Genomic DNA, 20,147 nt, shown 5'->3' with positions numbered 1-20,147 from the left:
GTGCGCATTCCGTGACTTGCTGATGAGTATAGACGCCGGTCCGGCGGCGCCGCACTGAGCGGGATCAAGAACCCGGACGATACGAGGGTCCCGGATCGGGACCCTGTGTGGTGCGTGGGATAGAATCAGAAGTTGAAGCCAATGCCGGCGCTGTAGGCCCAGGCACCGTCATCGAAGTTGCTCTCCGCTTCGTCGGCGTTGTCGAAGAAGATCTGGTACTCCGTCTGCACGGTGATGTAGGTCCTGGGCAGCACGTAGTACTTCACGCCCAGTTCCGGTCCGGCGAAAAACGTCTCATCCACATCGTCGCCGTAGATGCCGCCCAGGTTGGCGCCCACGAAAGGCCGCCAGTCGCCGGCGTTGAAATGGTAATCCCCGAAGAACCGGCTGGCGCCGCTCCAGCTGGAGTTGTCGTTGGTGTCCGCGAAGCCGATGCTCTGGCGCAGCCCAAAGGCGGTCGAGGTGCTGTAGAACTTACCGAGATCGAAGCTCACGCTGGCCGTGTTGTTGTCGAAATCGGTATCGCTGGACCCGGAGCCGGCCAGGGTAAAGAGGCGGTCTCCCTTGGTGGGTTCGGCCGATGCCAGCATCGGCAGCAGCGTCAGACAAAGGATTGCGATTGAAGCGGTGCAGCGCATGGCGTTGCCTCCTGCTTGTCGTGCGGGCGCGCACCGGAGATCGTTTCCTCCGGCCCATGGAACCTTGCCCTCCTGAATCCCTGCGCGCGTGGGATGTCAGGGACCGCACCGTGACTTCTCATTCTGAGCCTAGAAGTCAAAACAACGGCGCGACCGCCTCCCGCCCGATTTGTAATGTGACGTTCCGGGCGTGTCGGAACCAGGGCCGGTCCTGATGGGCAAACCTGTCGTGTTTTGATCCTGGAGGGCGGTGCGCCAGGCTTGGGGGTTGCTGATGGCGCGCGCATGCAGGCGGCTGAAAATAAAGGCGGGGTGTGAGCGTTTGTGAGTGTCGGATCAGCGGCGACGACGGTCGGTTACCGGGTAGGCCGGCGCTGACTTGGGGCTGTCATGTTTTACGGGTCGTTCCAGCCCGTCCGGCGCGTTAACGAAGTTTAATGCCCCGGACCATCGGCGAGGGGAAAGAGGAGCCCGGTGCCGAAACGACGTCCGGCACCGGCCGGCATCCGCTATTGCGGCGGTGCCGGAAACTGAACGTAAGGTCCCTGGGGTTCCTGGTCCGGCGGGACATAGGCCGGGGCCGGCTGCCCGGCGGGGCCCTGTTGGCGGATGAAGTGGTAGATGGCCCGCAGGTCCTGGTCCGACATATCCCGCAGGGCGAACCAGGGCATGGGCGGTCGGTACTGCGTATTGCGGGCCAGGCTGAGCCACTGGTCCTCCGTCAGGGACTGCATGGTCAGCCGCAGGTTGCTGGGGTAAGTCGTGCCCCAGGGGCCGCGCCAGCCGAGGCTGTCGCCGGTCAGCCAGTTGCTGTCCGGGACCTGACCGCCGGACATGGCATAACCCGGGGTATGGCAGTCGTTGCAGCCGGCGATCTGGGTGAGGTAACGGCCGTGACGAATCAGCTCGGTGTCGTCATCGGCGGCGACAACGGCGTTCACGGCCGACAATAGCCAGACCGTAAGAGCCAGGAGGATTCTGGAACAGCGAAAACATGGGGATGGGAGAACAGTGCGCGCGACCATAATGGCCTCCGACACGGGACGCGATCACGCTTGACCGCAAAATTTAAGGTAATCCCTTTGGCGGCCAAGTCAATCACTGTCGAATCCGGTCTTCAACGTCGGCCTAGACGCACGCCTCCTGCGTCGCTTCCCGCGGTACGCGTGCCCCGCGCAGCCCCAGTTCATCGGCGTAAAGCAGGTTGCCGATGCCCATGACGACGTTGCCGATGGAGATATGGCCGGGTGGGGCGGTTCCCTCGTCGGTGACGCCTTCCTGTTCCGCCTTCAGCAGCACCCGGAGCACATCGCCAAGATGAATCAGCAGGTCCAGCGCCCCAAAGTCTTCGGGAGGGTCATCCATCTGCCTGCTCACATAGGCTCGGGCTTCTTCCACGATCGCGGCCTGGTGGCTGCCCAGAAACTCGGTATCCAGGCCCATCATGGTCTGGTAACGGCGCTGTCGTTCCAGACGAATGGCTTCGATGCAGGTTTCTTCTGCCTGCGCGTCACCGGTCGGCGGGCGCGTCATGCCGGCGAGGCGGAAATCCACATTGCCTTCGCCGAGCTGGCGGCGGACTTCATCCCGCACCTGATGCCGGGCCCGGGGCAGGAACTGGTTGATGGCCTGGCGCTTGGTCCGGGCCAGATCCTCCCGGGTCACTTCCCGCACCAGCATGGCGAGGATGCGGGCGCATTCCACCAGGTCCGGCCACAGGTCGGCATCGATCGCATCGAGATCGTCCGGCAGCAATCGGGTGATGGTTTTCGCTTCGAAGTACAGGCCGCTGATGTCGGCGGCGGTGAGGCTGGACCGGGCAATCACCTTGCGAAGGCCCAGTCGCTCGATCTCGCTGAGGAGGCCGGGGAGCAGGAGGAGGGTGTAGTGTTGTGCGCCTGTCGAGGGTAACGCCATGGCATCTCCGGGGTGGCCCTTCCTGCCTTTAAGCGTAGCAGGTGAGCCCCCGGTGTGCCTGAGTGCGGCTGGTCAGCGCCGCTTGAGCGTCCGGATCACCTCGTAGCAGGCGCCCATGGTGTGGTAGTCCGTCTTGCCGGCCGGGCTCTTTTCGTCGGAGTACTGGCGGTTGTCCCGGGTCAGGATGCGGTACCAGGCGCCGTATTCATGATCGACGAAATGCGACCAGACATAGCGCCAGATGCGGTCGTACCAGTCCCAGTACTGTGACTCGCCGGTGGCTTCGGCCAGCAGCGCCGCGGCGGCAAAGGTTTCCGCCTGCACCCAGAAATACTTGTCGTCGTCGCAGATTGAGCCGTCCGGCGCAAAGCCGTAAACGATGCCGCCGTGCACGTCGTCCCAGGCGGTGGCCAGGGCCCGGTCGAACAGGTCCCGGGCGCGGTCGATCATCCAGGCTTCGGGGCGGTGGCGGTGCAGGATCAGCAGCAGCTTGGTCCATTCCGTCTGGTGGCCGGGCTGAAAGCCCCACGGGCGGAACAGGTGGCGAGGGTCGTCGCGGTTGTAGTCCCAGTCGATCTGCCAGTCGGCGTCGTAGTGCTCCCAGATCAGGCCATCGCCCTGGGCGGCCTGACGTTCGCAGATGTTGCGGGCAAGCGTATGGGCCCGGTCCAGGTAGCGGGTTTCACCGGTGGCTTCGAACGCGGCCAGCAGCGCTTCGCAGGTGTGCATGTTGGCGTTCTGGCCGCGATAGGGCGACAGCACCGACCAGTCGGCATTGGCTTCGTCGGCATAGAGTCCGGCGTCCGGTAGCCAGAAGTGCTCTTCCATCAGATCGAAGGCCTGCCCGATGCCCCTGCGGGCTTCGCCGATGCCGCTTTCGAAAGCCGTGGCGTAGGCCAGCAGGACGAACGCCATGCCATAACAGTGACGGGTGCTGTCTTCCGGCCGATGATGGTCCAGGGTCCAGGCATAGCCCCGTTGCGCCGGCTCCCAATGCGCCTGTTCGAGATAGGTCAGCCCATGGCGGGCCAGCTCCAGGTAGTCCGGCCGCTGGAAGAAGTGGCCGGCTTTGGCGTAGTTGAAGACGAACCGCGTCGAGCTGACCAGGTGGCGATGGTGCGCGTTGTAGACCGTGCCGTCGTTGCGGAAATACTGGAAAAAACCGCCGTCGGGGTCTTTGCAGCGTCCTTCGTAGAACGCCAGGATGCTGCGGATGTGATCGGTCAGGAACGCGGGGTCGCGGAAATTCGGGGTCTCGCTCATGGGGCCATCCGTTGCTGGGTGGATTGTTGTTGTCTGCGCCACCCTATCCTACCGGACACCCGACGTCTGTTGGCCGTTGGGATGACCTGTGTGAAGGGGAGGTGGGCGCTCTCAGCCGCCGTAGCCGTGGCCCGAACGTTTGAAATCGCCCTCCAGGAAACTGCTGGCAAAATCCACGAAAGCCCGCAATTTCGGTGAGATATGGCGAGAGCGGGGGTACTGGATGTTGACGCGCCCCTGATAGCGGCCCTCGATGGCCCAGTCGTCGAGGACTGTCACCACCGTACCCTTGCGCAACTGGGTGTTGACCGTGAAATCGGGAAAGATGCCGATGCCGAAATGGTTGCACACGGCGTCCATGCGGATTTCCGTGTGGTTGACGATGTAGCGGCCGTTGGTCTCCACGGTGACGGTTTCGTCGCCGCGGCGGAATGTCCAGATGTTGTCGGTGACCGTCTCGCCCAGGGACAGGCAATCGAAGTTGACCAGCTCGCTGGGGTGTCTTGGCTTGCCGTGCTGGGCGATGTAGGTCGGTGAGGCGCAGAGCACCGCTTTGACCACGCCCAGCCGCGCCGCCACCAGGCCCTCGATGGGCGTGTCGGTAATGGTGACCACCGCATCGATGTCGTCGTAATGGGGATCGAGGGTGCGGTCCGTCACCACCAACTGAACTTCCACGTCCGGGTAGCGGTTCAGGAAGGGCGGGACGGCATGGCGCAGCACCTGCGCGCAGTAAGCCTTGGGCACGCCGATCTTGAGCCGGCCATGGGGTTCCCCATGGGCCTCGTCGGCGATATCCAGGACATCCTGGGCGGAGTCCAGCACTGACTTGCAGTGGGCGAAGACTTTTTCCCCGGTGGCATTAAGGCGCAGGCTTCGGGTGGACCGTTCCAGCAGGCGCACCTTGAGGGCGTCCTCCAGCCGGGAGACCTGGCGACTGACCGCAGACGGCGTGGAACCCAGCTTCTGGGCTGCTGACGTGAACGATCCGGTTTCCACCACCGTCACGAACACGGCCACGTCCTGCATGATCGACATCACGCGATTTGCACTCACTGTGCACAACTCCTTTTCCGTAACCCGGGCTAATCCGATTCGGGTCAGTTAGTTAGCATAACAGTGGACCTATCAGGAAACCTCCCCTGGCTTCCTGCGGTTCTCCCCTCCAATAACACCATGAAATTCAAACGGGAAGGCGTGACGATGAAAAAGCTGCGCAGTGTGACGGATCTGGATTTTGTGTGTGAACGGGTTGACCACGTGGTGGCCCTTTTCAGTGGTGGCCTGGACAGCACTTACCTCCTGAAATTACTCAACGACCGGAACGTGGCTGTCACCGCTGTCGCGGTGGACCTGGGCGACGATCCGGATATTGCGACATTGCACCATGTCGCCGCGAAGTTCGGTGCGCGGCTGCGCATTGTTGATCTCAAGCAACTGTTCACACGGGAAGCGGCCCTGCCGGCGATTCGAGCCCAGGCCCGCTACCTCAGTACCTTTCCAATCAGCTCCTCGCTGTCACGTCCCTTTATAGCACGGGCCGCGGTGGATATTGCCGAGTCGTTGGGATGCGGTGCCATTTTCCACACCGCGACCCAATCGCAGAATAGCCTGCGGCGGCTCAACGGCGCCATCGAGCAGCTCGGGTTCAATGGTTTCTACGGTTCACCCTACGAGTACACCTCCATCAGCCGCAGCGACAAGATTCGCGCGCTCAAGTCGGCCGGACTGATGTCGTTCGAGCAGCGCATCGTCAGCGGTGACAGCAACCTCTGGTGCCGGGAGTTCGAGTCCGGCGTGCTGGATAACCCCGAGGGCTTCAGCGTGCCGGAAAACCTCTACGCCTGGACCCGGGTCGATGCCACTCGCCAGTCGGAATCGACCGGCCACAAACTCTCCATTACGTTCCGTGCCGGCGAACCGGTGGCCGTCAACGATGGTGCCATGGAACCGCTGCCGCTGATCAAGCACCTCAATAACGTGGTGGGCGCCTACGGCATCGGCCGTTTTGCCGGACTGGAGCACCTGGCCGGCGGCGAGAAGGTGCTGGAAGTGCGCGAGGCGCCGGCGGCTCTGGCGCTGATGGACGCCTACCGCCACCTGGAAACCGCAGTGCAGGATTACGAACTGCTGCGGGAAAAACAGGCGCTGGAGCAACTGTGGGTCCGGGAAGCCGTGGAAGGGCGCTGGTACGGCACCTTGCGGGCGTCGATCGACGAGTTCCTGTTGCGTGCGTCCCAGGACGTGTCCGGCAAGGTCACCTACGACCTGTCCGCCGGCACGCTCTGCCTGGAAGCCATCCAGGGCGTCTGCCCACGCTATTTGCGCAACCGCGACGAGTGGGAGGCGCAGACCGCCGCGACAGCCAGCGCCCGCTCACTGGCCGACCTGGAGCCGGAAGAGGACGTGCTGCCTCTGGCCACCCGTCTTGCCATGGGAGCCTGACATGAGCGCGCAGGAAGTACCGCTGCCCCGCCAGAACCTGGTGCCGGCAGCGGAGGCGGCCGCAGCCGACCTGATCATCCAGGACTTTGCGTTTGTGCCCGGCCAGACCCTGGCCGGCCTGCTGGACCTGGCGCCCGGAACTTCGGACGCCGAGTGGCGGGCTTTTGCCCATTGCTGGAACCGGCTTACCCGGGATAACTATATGGCCGATCACGGGCGATACCGATACCGACGCTATGGCCGCTTCGAATACCGGGCGGACCGGGACTCGCTAAGGCTGCTGCCGCACCAGCCTTATTCCCAGCCCCTGTCGGTGAACCCGCTGAACGGTGGGATCCAGCGTTACTTCGATCCGCTGGAGGACGTATTCGTGGCCAGCCCGGTGCTGCAACGTCTGTTGCGGACCATGGCCAAAATCTACGCCGCTGCCGACGGATACGCCTCCAACTGGCGTATCCGCCTGCATCCCTACCGGATCCTGGCGGCGACGGAAGCGCCGGGCCGGCCAACGCCGGAGGGTTTGCACCGGGATGGTGTGACCTACATCGCCTCGATGCTGGTGAACCGGCACAACCTGACCGGTGGCGAGACGCGCGTCACCGATACCGAGGGGGGCACCCTGTCGTCAGTCACCCTCGCCGAACCGATGGATCTGCTGTTGTCCGACGACGAAACCACCCTGCATGAGGTCTCGGAGATTCATCCCCTGGATGACCAGGGCCCGGCCTACCGGGACGTCCTGGTGATCGCCTTCGAGCGTATGGAAGCGCTCCTTTAGCACAGGAAAGGATTCAACCATGACACACACACGACACGGTTTTCCGGTGGCCGAGTGCCTGCTGTTGCTGGTCGCTGCCTTCTGGGGCACCAGCTATGGTCTGTCAAAACAGGCCCTGGTTTTCTATCCGGTGATGGGCTTTATCGCCATCCGGTTTCTCGCCACGTTCTTTACGCTGTTGCCGGTGCTGGTGCGGGAGTATCGCGGCGGTGGCGCCCGGGACTGGCGGGTCGGCCTGCCGACGGGGCTGATCCTGCTATCGGTCTTTATCTGCGAAACGTTCGGGGTACTGCACACCACCGCCGCCAACGCCGCCTTCCTGATCAGCCTGTGCGTGCTGTTCACCCCGTTTACCGAGTGGTTGGTCCTGCACCAGCGCCCCTCGTTCGAGAATGTCGTGCTGGCCGGTGTGTCGTTTGTCGGTGTCGGGTTACTGACCACCGGCAGTGACGTCACGCTGAATATCGGCGACTTGCTGATCCTGTGCGCGGCGGTCCTGCGGGCGCTGATGGTAACCGTGACCCGCAAGGTCACCACCGGTAAGCGGATTTCCACCCTCAGCCTGACCGGTATCCAGTCCGGCGTGGTCGGGGTGGGCGCGCTGGCGGTATTGGCCCTGTCGGACCCGGCCGCCCTCGTTCAACTGCCGATGGATGTGAGTTTCTGGTTGATCGTGGTGTACCTGGTGCTGTTCTGCACCGTCTTTGCCTTCTTCGCGCAGAACTTCGGTGCCCGTAATATCGCGCCCACCCGGGTCTCGCTGCTGATGGGAACCGAGCCTGCTTTCGGGGCGTTGTTTGCGGTCTGGTGGCTGGGCGAGCAGGTTGCCCTGTCCGGCTGGGTCGGCGGCTGCCTGATCATCTTCTCGGCGCTGTACTCCATGGTGCCGAGAACGCCGCGTGGCGTGGTGGCGACCGGTTTGAACTGATTTCAGTCGCCGAGATCGCTGGCCTGGGGGCGAGCGCGCATGGTGTAGATGCGATAGCTGAGGGCCAGTACCAGGCACGTGATCGCCGGTGCGGCGAGGGCCATAAAGTGCAGCGCGGCAAACAGGCTCGCGCCCACGGCGCCACCCAATACGAAGCCGGAAATGATCAACAGGAAAAGGATCGCCTTGCGCCGGTCAAAGCTCTCGCCGCGCAGGGCGCCGCCCAGCATCAGGCCCAGATCCGTGAAAATACCGGTGACATGGGTGGTGCGTACAATGGCACCGCTGTAGGTGGTGACCAGGGCGTTCTGGGTGCCGCAGGCGGCGGAGGCGAGGCAGGCCCCCAGGAAGTGCCCGTTTTCGAGCAGGTAGATTGCTGCCAGCAGCAGAACGCCCTCAATCACCAGCAGCGAATCGTAGTGGCGCCCCAGCTCCAGGGACTGCCCGGAGAGCATGAATCCCGACAGCGCCGCCCCCAGCAGGAAGCTCCCCAGAATACCCACCAGGAGCAGGGCACCCGACAGGTCGAGTGCGGCCAAAGAGGTGCCGACCGATGTGGCCGTACCGGACAGATGGGACAGTGCCTGGTGGGAGACCCCGAGTAGCCCGATGGCATTGATGCTGCCGGCTGTCAGGGCCAGTACGAACGCGCCGTATTCCACCCACCGTGGCAATCGCGAGGTCATGGCATTGCCTCAGGCGGAGGTATCGGCTTGCATGGACCGACCGTCGTCTTCAGCCGGCCGGCGTTTCCAGTAGCCGGCCAGCAACGACCCGGACACGTTGTGCCAGATGGAGAACAGGGCGCCCGGCAGGGCCGCCGTCGCCGTGAAGAACTGGTTGGCCAGTGCCACCGCCAGTCCCGAGTTCTGCATGCCCACCTCGATGGCCATGGTGCGTGCCACCCGCTTGCTGAAACCCAAAGCGCGACCGGCCGCATAGCCACCGGCCAGGCCGATCATGTTATGCAGCACCACTGCCACAATCACCAGGGGGCCCAGCGTGGACAGCTTGCCGGCATTGAGTGCGACCACAATGGCAATGATGAAAACGATGGCGGCCATCGCGAGCGTCGCCAGGGCCGGCTCCACCTGCTTGATCTGGCGTCCCAGGAAATGGTGGATGATCACGCCCGCCGCAATCGGCCCGATCACCAACTGGGCGATGCTCAGGAACATGCCGGCGACCGGTACGTCCACGGTCTGACCCACCAGCAGCGCGGTCAGCAGCGGTGTGGCGGCAACCGAGATGAGCGTGCTGGTCAGCGTCATGGAGACCGACAGCGCCACGTGGCCGTTGGCCAGCCAGGTGATGACGTTGGAGGCCGTGCCCCCGGCGGTCGCGCCGACCAGCACCATACCGATGGTCAGTTCCGGCGACAGCTGCAGGAACCAGGACACGAACAGGGCGGCCAGCGGCATCACGGTAAACTGCAGCACCACGCCCACACCGACCGGCAACGGGGCCCGGATCACGCCCATGAAATCGTGGCGTGACAGGGTAAGCCCCATGGCAAACATGATGACGCCCAGCAGCAGCTTGATAAGGAAGGCAAAATCGGTGAACCAGGTGGGCTGCCAAGCGGCGACGGCGGCGAAAAGGATCGCCCAGACGGGAAACAGTCGGTTGATGCGTTCGAATACGGGCATGAAGAGTCCTGCAAGTTGGCTAACGGTAAGGCCCTCTGCAGAGGGTTCTGATTATGGGGTGCAAGCGTACGATATTTGAGCGGCCGGGTCTTGTCCTGGTCATCGCCTGACTCATGCCTGCGGCTGACTGCAGGTGCTTCGCTCGCCAAATCGTCGCCGATCGACGGAGTCGCGTCTACGGGGTCAACGCCGGGCGGCGGCCCAGTGTGGGCAGAGGGCCCATCCACACATGCCGCTCGATTTTCAGGTCGGCCGGCGTCAACTGTTCCGCGACGGGGAGGGTGATGTCTTCCAGTTTCAGCTGTTGGGCGAAGGCGGCGTGCCGGGCCGCCAGCTCACCGTTCTGCGACAGGCGCTCCAGTACCTTCCGGACCCGAGGAACCAGTGCCCGGTGGCGGCTTTCGAGGTAATGGTAGACCGGCATTATCTTCAGCGGGGCGCTGACGATGCGAAGGTCTTTCAATCCGTTTCTTTGGATGAAATACGCGCCCACCAGGTCTGAATCCACGGCGACATCAATGCGATTGCGCGCCAGCAGCTCCATTAACTGTTCGGTGGTATTGGTGAGGATCGGCTCGACCGGCAGCGCATCGAGGCCGGACGTCACACCGCGTAGCAGACCCAGACGATAATGGCCGCCCTGTCGCAGCCCGGTGACCCCATCGTTTCGGGCGAAAGCCACCAGCTGCAGTTGGGTCAGGGGAACCTCAATAGGCACGGCATTAGGGATTTGACGATTGAGCCCGGCAGGGCGCGCGATGACACCGTCGATCTGTTGGTCCCGGAGCATGGCCCGGGCCCGCGCCGGAGGTACTTCACGCACCTGGATGCGGATGCCCAGTTCGGCATAGACATCGCGGATCAGGGGAAAGCCGACCTGGTTCAGCGGGTTGTCAGGAATGGCGGCAAAGGTGAGCTCGTGCGGTAAGGCCTCCTGGGCCTGGGCGGATCGCTCAAACCAAAGCCAACCGGAGACCATGGCCATTGCCAGGGCGAGGATCGCAGGATGCGCTGATGTCACACACCACCCCCCGGGAACATACCCTGATTCGCAGAGAATGCTGTCTAATCATAGTACGTTTACGGGCAAACATCGTCTCAAAAAAGGGTGGCGCGTACGATACACGATGATCGACGGCGCTTATGCCGGTGTGCAGTCCTCCGCCAGCGGCCGCACCATGAGCTCGCGGATGATGTCCACGGGGCAGTCCAGGCCGAGCAGGAAATGCAGCTTGGTGAATGCGGCTTCCGGCGTCAGGTCAAGGCCCGGTAAGACACCCAGGCTGTTCAGTTCCGCGCCGGTTGCATACGCCCCCTGGTTGACCGGACCCTGGTGGCACTGGCTGACGTTGACCACGGTCACCCCCTGATCGATCGCCGCGCCCAGCGCATCCATCAACGTCACATCGGCATTGGGCGGGTTGCCGACCCCGTAACTCTGGAGAATCAGGCCCCGGGTCTGGTCCGGGTCCAGGGCGGCGTCCACCAGCCGTGCGGGAATACCGGGATAAAGCGTGAGCAGCGCGACGGCGTCCGGCTGGCTGTCGGGGAAGGCAAAATCCGGAGTGCCGGGTGCCATCAGCCGGTCCCCATACAGCGCCACGTCAATGCCAATGTGTCCCAGCGGCAGCGCATTGGGCGAATCGAAGGCCGCGAAGGCGGTGCTGTTCACCTTGCGGGCCCGGTTGCCGCGCAACAGCCTGCCCCGAAAACAGAGGCAGACTTCGCTGATACGGGCGTCAGCGGCCAAAAGCAGCGCATGGGTCAGGTTGTCGACGGCATCATTGCGTGGCTGACCCAGCGGGATCTGGGCGCCGGTGAGGATCACCGGTTTGTTGCATCCGCGCAATTGGTACGACAGCGCCGACGCGGTGTAGGCCATGGTGTCCGTGCCGTGCAGGACCACGAAGCCGTCGTAATCGGACCAGTGCTGCTGCAGTACCTGCCCGATCCGCTGCCAGTCCGCCGGCAGCAGGTTGGCGCTGTCGATCAGTCGGTCCAGCTCGAGCAGATCGTAGCTCGGCAGTATCGCGGCGGCATCCGCGAGTTGCTTGCGGATGCGCGCCTCCAATCCGGCCGCCGGAACGTACCCCTGATCCGACGGCACCATGCCCAGGGTGCCGCCGGTGTAGACCACCAACACCCGGGCCGTCATGCGTCCACCGCGGCTGGCGCCAGCATCGCCTGCGGGCTGAGCAGCCGGTCCAGGGTTTCCGGTGCCAGCAGGCCTTCGCCCAGCACCAGCTCGCGCACCGTCGAGCCCGTGTGCAGGGCCTGTGACGCGATCCGGGTGGCGTTGGCGTAGCCGATGTGCGGCACCAGCGCGGTAACGATGCCGATGCTGTTATCCACATGCCGGGCGCATTGCTCGACGTTGGCGCGGATGTCGCGGATGCAGCGCTCTTCCAGCATGGAGCAGGCGGCCCCCAGCATCTTCATGGCGTTGAGCAGGTTGTAGACGATCATCGGCTCCATGGCGTTGAGCTGGAGCTGGCCGGCTTCGGCCGCGAGGGTCACTGCCAAGTCGCTGGCAATCACCTGGTAGGCGGTCTGGTTCACCGCCTCCGGAATCACCGGGTTCACCTTGCCGGGCATGATCGAGGAGCCGGGCTGGCGCGGCGGCAGCAGGATCTCGCCCAGGCCGGTGCGCGGTCCGCTGGAGAGCAGGCGCAGGTCGTTGCACATCTTGCCCAGTTTCACCGCGAAGCGTTTGAGAATGCCGGAGAAGAGCACGAAGGCCCCCATGTCCGACGACGCTTCCACCAGGTTGCTGGCGGACACGATGGGCTTGCCGCTGATCTCGGCCAGGTAGTTTACCGCCAGCGCCTGGTAGCGGGGGTGGGTGTTGATGCCTGTGCCGATGGCGGTGCCGCCCAGGTTCACTTCGCACAGCAGCCGGCTGGCTTCGTGCAGGCGGTCGATGTCCTCGCCCAGATTGACCGCAAACGCCTCGAACTCCTGGCCCAGGGTCATGGGCACGGCGTCCTGCAACTGGGTCCGGCCCATCTTGACGATGTGGGCAAACTCCCGGCCTTTGGCTTCCAGCGACGCTTTCAGGTTGAGGATCGCGGTTTCCAGCGGCTCGGCAGAGAATTGCACCGCCAGGCAGACGGCCGTGGGGTAGGCGTCGTTGGTGGATTGGGAGCGGTTGACGTCATCGTTGGGGTGCAGGTGCTGGTAGGCGCCCTTGGGATGGCCCAGCTTCTCCAGCGCCAGGTTGGCGATGACCTCGTTGGCGTTCATGTTGGTGGAGGTGCCGGCACCGCCCTGGATCAGGTCCACCACGAACTGGTCGTGCAGGTGGCCCGCGATGATGTCGTCGCAGGCGGCGGTGATGGCGTCGGCCTTGTGCGGGGCCAGGCTACCCAGGTCGCGGTTGGCCAGGGCCGCCGCTTTCTTGACCATCGCCAGCGCCTTTATGAACGGCGGGAAGTGGCTGATCGGCACGCCGGTGATGGCGAAGTTGTCCAGCGCGCGCTGGGTCTGGATGCCGTACCAGGCATCGGCGGGCACCGCCAGATCGCCCAGGAGATCGTGCTCAATGCGGGTGTTCATGGTGTCGTGGCACCTTCGGTGTTCTCAGGTTGGAGTAGGGCGGCACCGGGTGGCGCCGCCCGGATGGCATCAGGACTGGCTCTGAAAGGCGCCGGTTGCCTCGTTACGTTCGCGCAGGCGCTCGACGTCTTCCGGTTCCAGGTCCCAGGCCTTCAGGTCGATGTTCATGTCCTTGAAGTTGCGGGCCTCGAAAATCGGCTGCTCGTTGCCTTCGGCAATCTGACGATCGAAGTCCTTCAGGATGCGCAGGCCCGGCTTGAACAGGCCGATCAGCGCGATCAGGTTGACCAGCGCCAGCAGGCCCATGGTGACGTCGGCGAAGCCGAACACGGTGCCCAGGTCGGTAGTCGCGCCCCAGCACACCAGGCCGATAACGGCCACGCGGAAGGTGTTTGCCAGCGGGCGGTTGGCCGTGCTCAGGAAGTCGACGCTGTTCTCACCCAGGTAGTAGTTGTAGAGGATCGTGCTGAAACCGAACAACAGCAGCGCGATACTCACAAAGCTGCGGCCCCAATCGCCCACGTGGTCCGCCAGGGCGGACTGGGTCAGTGCGACGCCACCAATATCGGCCATGTTCGACGGATCGTAGATGCCGCTCAGCAGGATGATGAACGCGGTGGAGGAGCAGATGATGATGGTGTCGATAAACACCGAGAACGCCTGCACCACACCCTGGTTGGCCGGGTGTGGCACGTAGGCCACCGCCGCCACGTTCGGGGCGCTGCCCAGGCCGGCCTCGTTGGAGAACAGGCCACGCTTGACGCCCATCAGGATGGCCGCACCGATACCGCCGCCGATCATCGGCTCGAGGCCGAAGGCGCTCTTCACGATCAGGGTGATGGCGTCCGGGATGCGCTCGATGTTCATCGCCAGGACGACCGCCGTAATGATCAGGTAGCCCGCCGCCATGATCGGTACCAGCACCTCGGAGACCCGGGCAATCCGCTTGACGCCGCCAAAGATGATCGCGGCCACGATGACGGCGAGGGCAATGCCGGTATACAGGACAGGAACACCGAAGGCGTCGCCCACCGATGTGGCGACCGCGTAGGACTGCAGGGCCGTGAAGCCAAAGCCGAAGGTGACCAGCAGGAGCAGGGAATAGATGCCCGCCATCCAGCGCCACTTCGGCCCGAGGCCCCGGGCGATGTAATAGGCCGGACCACCCCGATAGGTGCCGTCCGCTTCCGACTGTTTGTAGGTCTGGGCCAGGGTGCATTCCAGGAAACTGGTGGCCATGCCCATCAGGCCGACGACCCACATCCAGAATACGGCGCCGGGACCGCCCAGGGTAATGGCGACCGCCACACCGGCAATGTTACCGCCACCGACACGACCGGCAATGGACAGCAACAGCGCCTGGAAGGAGCTCAGGTGACCGTGTTGGTCGCGCTGGAAGGCTTGGCTGGCACTGAGAATTCGGAACATCCGCCCGAAATAGCGGAACTGGACAAAGCGGGACGCGACACTGAAGCCAACGCCGACGGTGATCAGCAGGGCAATGAGTACCTTGCCCCAGAGCAGATCATTGAGGAATTCCAACATAAAGGGCCTCTCTGGAAGTTGTTCTTGTAAACAGGCAACTCATTTAAACAACCGTCGGGGGCTGATAGAATTTTGCGCATTGGCGGCACAGTGGCGCGCTCTGATGCGCTAAGTGCGTCATAGTGCGCCATCGCAGTCTGGCGCCATACACACCCACGGGAACCATCGGTTATGAGCGAAGCAGGTGTCCACGAAGACCTGGCGCTGAATCTCCGGCTGCTGTGCAGCTATTACAAGTCCATCGCCGAAGTCTGCCGGCGGCTCAACATCAACCGGCCCCAGTTCAACCGCTATCTCAGCGGCCAGCATCGGCCGTCAGCCAACACCCTGCGCCGGCTTTGTGAGTTTTTCGGGGTGGATGTGCAGGACATCGAGCGGCCTCACCAGGAGTTTGAGCGCCTGGTGCAGGTTCGTCCCCGCGTGCGGCCGGTCGACGATGAACGGTCAGGCTCGGCCGGCCCTCATCTGGACCGGTTGCAGCACGCCGGCGGTTCGATGGATCGTTACCTGGGCTACTACTTCGAGTATTACCTGTCCATGTCGGCGCCGGGCAAACTCCTGCGTAACCTGGTGTGCCTGGAACAGCGCGACGGGCAGGTGGTCTTCCAGCGTACGGAGCGGATGGAGCCGGTTGCCGGCGAGCCGCCTTGCCACAACCGCTATCAGGGCATGGCCTTCCTGCTGAGCGACCGCCTGTTCCTGGTGGACTACGAGACCCTGAACCGCCACGAAATTACCCAGACCATCCTGTTCCCCAGCTTCCGCAACCGGGTGACCCGCCTGACGGGCATCAAGATCGGCGTGTCCGACAACAGCCAGCGCATGCCGTGTTGCGCCCGGGTGCTCTACGAATACCTCGGGCCCAGCGTGCAATTGAGAAAAGCCCTGCGGCTGTGTGGCTTGTACCGCACCGACGATCCCCGGGTGGACCAATCCATCCTGGATGCCGTCAGTAACGACATGGCGCCGGGTGAGATGCTGTTCCGGGCCCGCCACTGAGCGCCCCGACGAATCCTTAACAATCGTTATTTGGCGGTACGAAAGTCGCCCGATAGACTGCGTTTTCCCGTTCACTGAAGACGTTGATTTATGCGCGCTATCAAACGCTATTCCCTGGTCATCCTCGGTACGCTGATGCTGTCCGCCTGCGGCGGTCCGGAAACCCCACAGGAGGTTTCAAAAGCCTTCTGGCAATCGGTCATCGAAGGCGATGCCGGCGAGGTCGCGGATCTGTCGACCCTGGATGATGCAAGCCGCTTCGACGGGTTTGGGCAGGACTGGCAGGGTGCCACGGCCTCGTCTGGCCGGATCGTGATTGAAGGGCCAACCGCCCGGATTACGACCCGGATCAAGGGGCTGAAGGACCAAGACGACACGCCACTGGAAACCACAACCTATCTGGTCCAGGAGGACGGCGACTGGCGGGTGGACTACGCCCACACCAAAGAGGCGTTCACCAACCGGCCGCTGTTCGACCAGATGATGCGCAAGCTGGAAGACTTCGGCGAGCAGATGCGCAGCAGCTTTTCGGAATCGTCGGACAAGGCGGCCAAGGACATCGAGCGCATGTCGGAGCAGCTCAAGGACCGGATGGCTACCGCCAATGAGGATGTCTCGAAGCAGATGGACGACTTCGCCGAGAAACTCGACGAGGCCATGGAGGCATTGTCCGAGTCCATCAGCAATGCCCTGGAAGACAATCCCCAGGCGGCCCCCCAGGATCGTCAGACCCTGCAGCAGGCGGTGATTCGACTGGATGAGAATCGCGAAGAGCTGGACGATCCCACCGTTCAGTCCGTCGCCGACGGCAGCAAGGCGCTGGCCCAGGTGCAGCTGTCACTGAATCGGCTTGGAGATCGTTTTGCGGCTTACCAGAAAGCGTGGGGCGAGCAGGTTGAAAAGGTCAAACAAGAGATGACCCGGTTCACCCAGGGGTCCTGATTTCCTGCCCCTGACGATGCCCGACGCCCCCATTCGCAGGGCGCCGGGCATGGGATCAGTCCGCCGTTTCCAGCTTGTCCTGGGTGCGCAGTTCGAAGTCGCTCGCGTCATGCCGCTCGTGCAGCTGCTGATCGGGCTCCCCCCAGGTGCGGTTGACGATCCGGCCCCGGCGTACGGCCGGCCGCTTCGCAATCATCTCCGCCCAGCGCACCACATGGGTGTAAGTGTGGGCTTCCAGGAATTCAGCCGCGTCATACACCTTGTTTTTCACCAGCGCCCCATACCAGGCCCAGATCGCCATATCGGCGATGGTGTAGTCTTCACCCGCAATGTAGGTGTGCTCCGCTAGTTGGCGATTGAGCACATCGAGCTGGCGCTTCACCTCCATGGTGTAGCGGTTGATCGGGTATTCGTAGCTTTCCGGCGCGTAGGCGTAGAAATGCCCGAAGCCACCACCGAGTAGCGGTGCGCTGCCCATCTGCCAGAACAGCCAGGACAGGCATTCGGTCCGGCCCGCCACGTCTTCCGGGATAAACGCCCCGAACTTATCCGCCAGGTACAGCAGGATACTGCCGGATTCGAAGATCCGCTGCGGCGGATCCATACTGTGATCGACCATGGCCGGGATCTTGGAGTTGGGGTTGGCGTCGACAAAGCCACTGCCGAACTGATCGCCATCCAGGATGCGGATCGGCCAGGCGTCGTACTCGGCCTCACGGATACCGCGCTCCAGCAGCTCTTCCAGCATCACGGTAACCTTCACGCCATTGGGCGTCGCCAGCGAGTACAGCTGGAGTGGGTGCTTGCCAACCGGCAGGGCCTTGTCGTGGGTCGGGCCTGCGATCGGACGGTTGATGCTGGTGAATTTGCCGCCGCTCTGGTTATCCCATTTCCAGACCTTGGGTGGGGTATAGGTTGAGTCGCTCATCACTGCCCTCTGTGTCGGTTCGATGCCTCATAGTGCCCATAGGGCCGGAGTGAGACAAGCTGTCGGGTTTCTGCAAACAACAAGGTACGACCCGCGCGGGGCTTTCGTTCACTGCCGAGCGCTTGTCCACACAATCCGTGGATAACGCTGTGAGCAACTCCGGGAGAAGGTCCGGTAAGCGCCACCGTCACTTCGATTCAGCGATATGGCGCGCAATTGATCAGGCGTGGCGATGTCGATTACGGGTTGATCGTATTGGTCAATTCCCGCTCACAAAATGGAACCCGGATGGATAACTGTGGAAGCCGTCGAAATCCGCTTTACCGAGTTCGACACCGTGCAAACGGGCAATCGCGTACACCATGCTGCTGTGGAACAACAGATTGGGCAGGATGTAGTGTTGGATAAACGCCGGCTGGGGAAGGGCGATCTCATTGAACCCGGCACGGTCCCGTTCCGTCTTGTCCGGATCCAGGTCGTCGACGTCGGGTAACGAGGCCAGGTGGTTGAGCGTTTGGCGAACCTGCTGCATGACGGCTGTCTTGTCATCTCCACCCCCGTCGAACGACACCACGTCTTGCCCCAGTAGCGGACAATAGCCGCGCAGACTGAAGTTGGCGGCGATCTTCGCATTCGTTCCCAGTGGGAACATGTCCGGCGCCAGGGCTTCGCCAAACAGTCGGTCCGGTATTCCGGTCAGCATGCCGTCCAGTTGTTCCAGCGGCCGCATGAGCCATTGTTTGGGGCCTGTCATCATGGCGGGTTTCCGGCGATTGGGAGGTTGGGGGCGGGGGTTGGGTCCCGATCAAAGGATGCCCTGTTTTTTGACCGGAAAACAACCGCCTATTGTCCACAGAATCCGTGGATAACATTGTGGGTAACGGAAGGAGAACCATCCCGAAGCCGGCCGGCGTCTGGCCTTCAGCGTTCTGGTTCCAGAATGACCGGCACGGGTCCGGCTGCCCAATCCATGAGCCGTGGTCGCTGCGATTGATTATTTTCTGACCCTGGCCTTAAATCCAAAGGTTCCCTCCCAAAAATCGCCTAAGGCCGGATCTTCGCCGGCAGGGACGGTGGTGATGAATCGCGTTCTGATCGGTGCGGCGGATGGCAAGCCGCAATATCTGCTCGGCGCCATGGCCAATCGCCACGGACTGGTCGCCGGCGCCACCGGAACCGGCAAGACGGTCACGCTGCAAGTGCTGGCGGAAGGCTTTTCCCGGCTGGGCGTTCCGGTATTCAGCGCCGACATCAAGGGCGATCTGAGTGGCATTTCCGCGCCGGGCAGCCGCAACAAGCCTGTGGATAAGCGCATCGAAGCCATTGGAATCACCGACTGGGCACCGACCGGCTGTCCCACCCGGTTGTGGGATATCTTCGGCCGGAGCGGGCAAACGGTGCGCACCACCGTCGCCGATCTCGGGCCAACGTTGCTGGCCAACCTGCTGGAGCTCAATGACACCCAGAGTGGCCTGATGCAGCTGGCCTTCGATTACGCGGACAAGCAGAACCTGCCGTTGTTGGATCTGAAAGACCTGGAAGCCGTTATCAACTGGATGATGGGCCACCGCAAGGCGTTGGAAGCCGACTACGGCAACCTCTCGACCCAGAGTCTGGGGGCCATCCTGCGGCGGGTTCTGGTGTTGAAAAACGAGGGCGGCGAGGTTTTCTTCGGTGAGCCAGCGCTCGCGATCCAGGACCTGATCGCCACGGAACAGGACCAGGGCGTGATCAACCTGCTGGATGGCCGCCAACTGATGATGCAGCCGCGGGTCTACACCACCTTCCTGTTGTGGTTGCTGGCGGAGTTGTTCGAGCAGCTTCCGGAGCGGGGCGACCAGCCCCTGCCGTTGCTGGTGTTCTTCTTCGACGAGGCGCACCTGCTGTTCGACAGCGCACCACCGGCCCTGCTGGAAAAGCTGGAGCAAACGGTCCGCCTGATCCGTTCGAAGGGTGTGGGGATCTACTTCGTCACCCAGTCGCCGTCGGATATTCCCGACAGTGTGTTGGGCCAGCTCGGTAACCGCATACAGCATGCGTTGCGGGCCTACACACCCAGCGACCAGAAAGCCGTCAAGGCGGCCGCCGAGACATTCCGCCCGAATCCGGCCCTGGATACCGCGCAGGTGATTACCGAGCTGGGCCTGGGGGAGGCGCTGGTGTCGACGCTGGATGACCAGGGCGTGCCCTCAGTGGTGGAAAAGACCCTGATCGCACCACCGCGCAGCCAGATCGGACCCATCGACGGCGCGGCGATGGATGCGCTGCGGGACGACTCCCCGCTGGCGGCCAAATACGCCGAAGCCATTGATCGCGACAGTGCCCATGAGCGTTTGCAGGCGCGTCGTGTCGAGCAGGAAAAAGCGGCGGAAAAGCAGCCGGTCCCCGAAAAGGACGCCAGCCTCAAGCGCAGTCGCCGACAAACACCCACCGAAGCGTTCACCAAGAGTTTCCTGCGCAGCCTCGCCACCCAGATCAGCCGCATCCTGGTGCAGATGCTCAAACAGATGATGAAACCCCGCCGTTGAGCGGCAGCACGGTTGTCCACACAATCCGTGGA

General features: G+C 63.2%; 19 protein-coding genes. 6 read left to right on the top strand and 13 right to left on the bottom strand.

Features of this window, described 5'->3' with window-relative positions; translation table 11 throughout:
- Positions 1-125: 125 nt before the first annotated feature.
- The 5 genes from JL474_RS15805 to JL474_RS15785 form a co-directional block, all read right to left on the bottom strand.
- Positions 126-638 (bottom strand): hypothetical protein, encoded by a 513-nt coding sequence (locus JL474_RS15805; protein ID WP_203142838.1) that lies wholly within the window; start codon positions 636-638, stop codon positions 126-128.
- 509 nt (positions 639-1,147) lie between these two features.
- Complete coding sequence (locus JL474_RS15800) at positions 1,148-1,579, bottom strand: c-type cytochrome (RefSeq protein ID WP_203142837.1); 432 nt, start codon at positions 1,577-1,579, stop codon at positions 1,148-1,150.
- 187 nt (positions 1,580-1,766) lie between these two features.
- A complete protein-coding gene (locus tag JL474_RS15795) occupies positions 1,767-2,555 on the bottom strand; it encodes a hypothetical protein (protein WP_203142836.1) in 789 nt (262 codons plus the stop codon).
- 72 nt (positions 2,556-2,627) lie between these two features.
- Positions 2,628-3,818 carry an AGE family epimerase/isomerase gene (locus JL474_RS15790; RefSeq protein ID WP_203142835.1) on the bottom strand — a complete coding sequence of 397 codons (1,191 nt, stop codon included), beginning with the start codon at positions 3,816-3,818 and terminating at the stop codon, positions 2,628-2,630.
- Positions 3,819-3,929: 111 nt separating this feature from the next.
- On the bottom strand, positions 3,930-4,874 hold the full coding sequence (locus JL474_RS15785) for a LysR family transcriptional regulator (RefSeq protein WP_123634031.1): 945 nt from the start codon (positions 4,872-4,874) through the stop codon (positions 3,930-3,932).
- A 147-nt stretch (positions 4,875-5,021) separates the two neighbouring features.
- Here JL474_RS15785 and JL474_RS15780 point away from each other — a divergent pair, with 147 nt between their 5' ends.
- Genes JL474_RS15780 through JL474_RS15770 form a run of 3 tightly spaced genes read left to right on the top strand, consistent with a single transcriptional unit; the run spans position 5,022 to position 7,969 of the window.
- Positions 5,022-6,263 carry an argininosuccinate synthase-related protein gene (locus JL474_RS15780; RefSeq protein WP_123634030.1) on the top strand — a complete coding sequence of 414 codons (1,242 nt, stop codon included), beginning with the start codon at positions 5,022-5,024 and terminating at the stop codon, positions 6,261-6,263.
- 1 nt (position 6,264) lies between these two features.
- On the top strand, positions 6,265-7,041 hold the full coding sequence (locus tag JL474_RS15775) for a 2OG-Fe dioxygenase family protein (protein ID WP_123634029.1): 777 nt from the start codon (positions 6,265-6,267) through the stop codon (positions 7,039-7,041).
- 19 nt (positions 7,042-7,060) lie between these two features.
- Positions 7,061-7,969: a DMT family transporter gene (locus JL474_RS15770; protein WP_203142834.1), complete on the top strand. Its 909-nt coding sequence runs from the start codon at positions 7,061-7,063 to the stop codon at positions 7,967-7,969.
- A gap of 2 nt (positions 7,970-7,971) precedes the next feature.
- Here JL474_RS15770 and JL474_RS15765 read toward each other — a convergent pair whose 3' ends face one another.
- The 6 genes from JL474_RS15765 to JL474_RS15740 form a co-directional block, all read right to left on the bottom strand.
- Positions 7,972-8,655, bottom strand: a complete 684-nt coding sequence (locus tag JL474_RS15765; protein ID WP_203142833.1) for a YoaK family protein — start codon at positions 8,653-8,655, stop codon at positions 7,972-7,974.
- A gap of 9 nt (positions 8,656-8,664) precedes the next feature.
- The gene (locus JL474_RS15760) at positions 8,665-9,618 is read right to left on the bottom strand and encodes a bile acid:sodium symporter family protein (RefSeq protein WP_203142832.1); all 954 of its coding nucleotides are present in this window, start codon (positions 9,616-9,618) and stop codon (positions 8,665-8,667) included.
- 175 nt (positions 9,619-9,793) lie between these two features.
- Entirely contained in the window at positions 9,794-10,639 is an 846-nt protein-coding gene (locus tag JL474_RS15755; RefSeq protein ID WP_203142831.1) for a substrate-binding periplasmic protein, read from the bottom strand.
- A gap of 120 nt (positions 10,640-10,759) precedes the next feature.
- On the bottom strand, positions 10,760-11,773 hold the full coding sequence (locus JL474_RS15750; RefSeq protein WP_203142830.1) for an asparaginase: 1,014 nt from the start codon (positions 11,771-11,773) through the stop codon (positions 10,760-10,762).
- Positions 11,770-13,173, bottom strand: coding sequence for an aspartate ammonia-lyase (locus JL474_RS15745; RefSeq protein WP_123634023.1), 1,404 nt, complete (start codon positions 13,171-13,173; stop codon positions 11,770-11,772). Before JL474_RS15745 ends, JL474_RS15750 begins: the two co-directional genes overlap by 4 nt.
- Before the next feature lie 69 nt (positions 13,174-13,242).
- Positions 13,243-14,718, bottom strand: a complete 1,476-nt coding sequence (locus tag JL474_RS15740) for an alanine/glycine:cation symporter family protein (RefSeq protein WP_203142829.1) — start codon at positions 14,716-14,718, stop codon at positions 13,243-13,245.
- Between the two features lie 171 nt (positions 14,719-14,889).
- Between JL474_RS15740 and JL474_RS15735 the strand changes: the two genes are divergently transcribed.
- Positions 14,890-15,717: a helix-turn-helix domain-containing protein gene (locus JL474_RS15735; protein ID WP_203142828.1), complete on the top strand. Its 828-nt coding sequence runs from the start codon at positions 14,890-14,892 to the stop codon at positions 15,715-15,717.
- Between the two features lie 90 nt (positions 15,718-15,807).
- Positions 15,808-16,659, top strand: coding sequence for a hypothetical protein (locus tag JL474_RS15730; RefSeq protein WP_203142827.1), 852 nt, complete (start codon positions 15,808-15,810; stop codon positions 16,657-16,659).
- Positions 16,660-16,714: 55 nt separating this feature from the next.
- Here the strand turns inward: JL474_RS15730 and yghU are convergent, their stop codons facing one another.
- Together yghU and JL474_RS15720 are read right to left on the bottom strand one after the other, a co-directional pair.
- On the bottom strand, positions 16,715-17,587 hold the full coding sequence (gene yghU, locus JL474_RS15725; protein WP_203142826.1) for a glutathione-dependent disulfide-bond oxidoreductase: 873 nt from the start codon (positions 17,585-17,587) through the stop codon (positions 16,715-16,717).
- A 259-nt stretch (positions 17,588-17,846) separates the two neighbouring features.
- The gene (locus tag JL474_RS15720; protein WP_203142825.1) at positions 17,847-18,344 is read right to left on the bottom strand and encodes a DUF1993 family protein; all 498 of its coding nucleotides are present in this window, start codon (positions 18,342-18,344) and stop codon (positions 17,847-17,849) included.
- Between the two features lie 322 nt (positions 18,345-18,666).
- Between JL474_RS15720 and JL474_RS15715 the strand changes: the two genes are divergently transcribed.
- Positions 18,667-20,115: a helicase HerA-like domain-containing protein gene (locus JL474_RS15715; protein ID WP_203142824.1), complete on the top strand. Its 1,449-nt coding sequence runs from the start codon at positions 18,667-18,669 to the stop codon at positions 20,113-20,115.
- Positions 20,116-20,147: the final 32 nt, after the last annotated feature.

Origin of the sequence: Marinobacter mangrovi, from assembly GCF_016798325.1 — a bacterium.
Taxonomy (GTDB): Bacteria; Pseudomonadota; Gammaproteobacteria; order Pseudomonadales; family Oleiphilaceae; genus Marinobacter_A; species Marinobacter_A mangrovi.
This window is presented reverse-complemented; position numbering and strand designations above follow the sequence as displayed.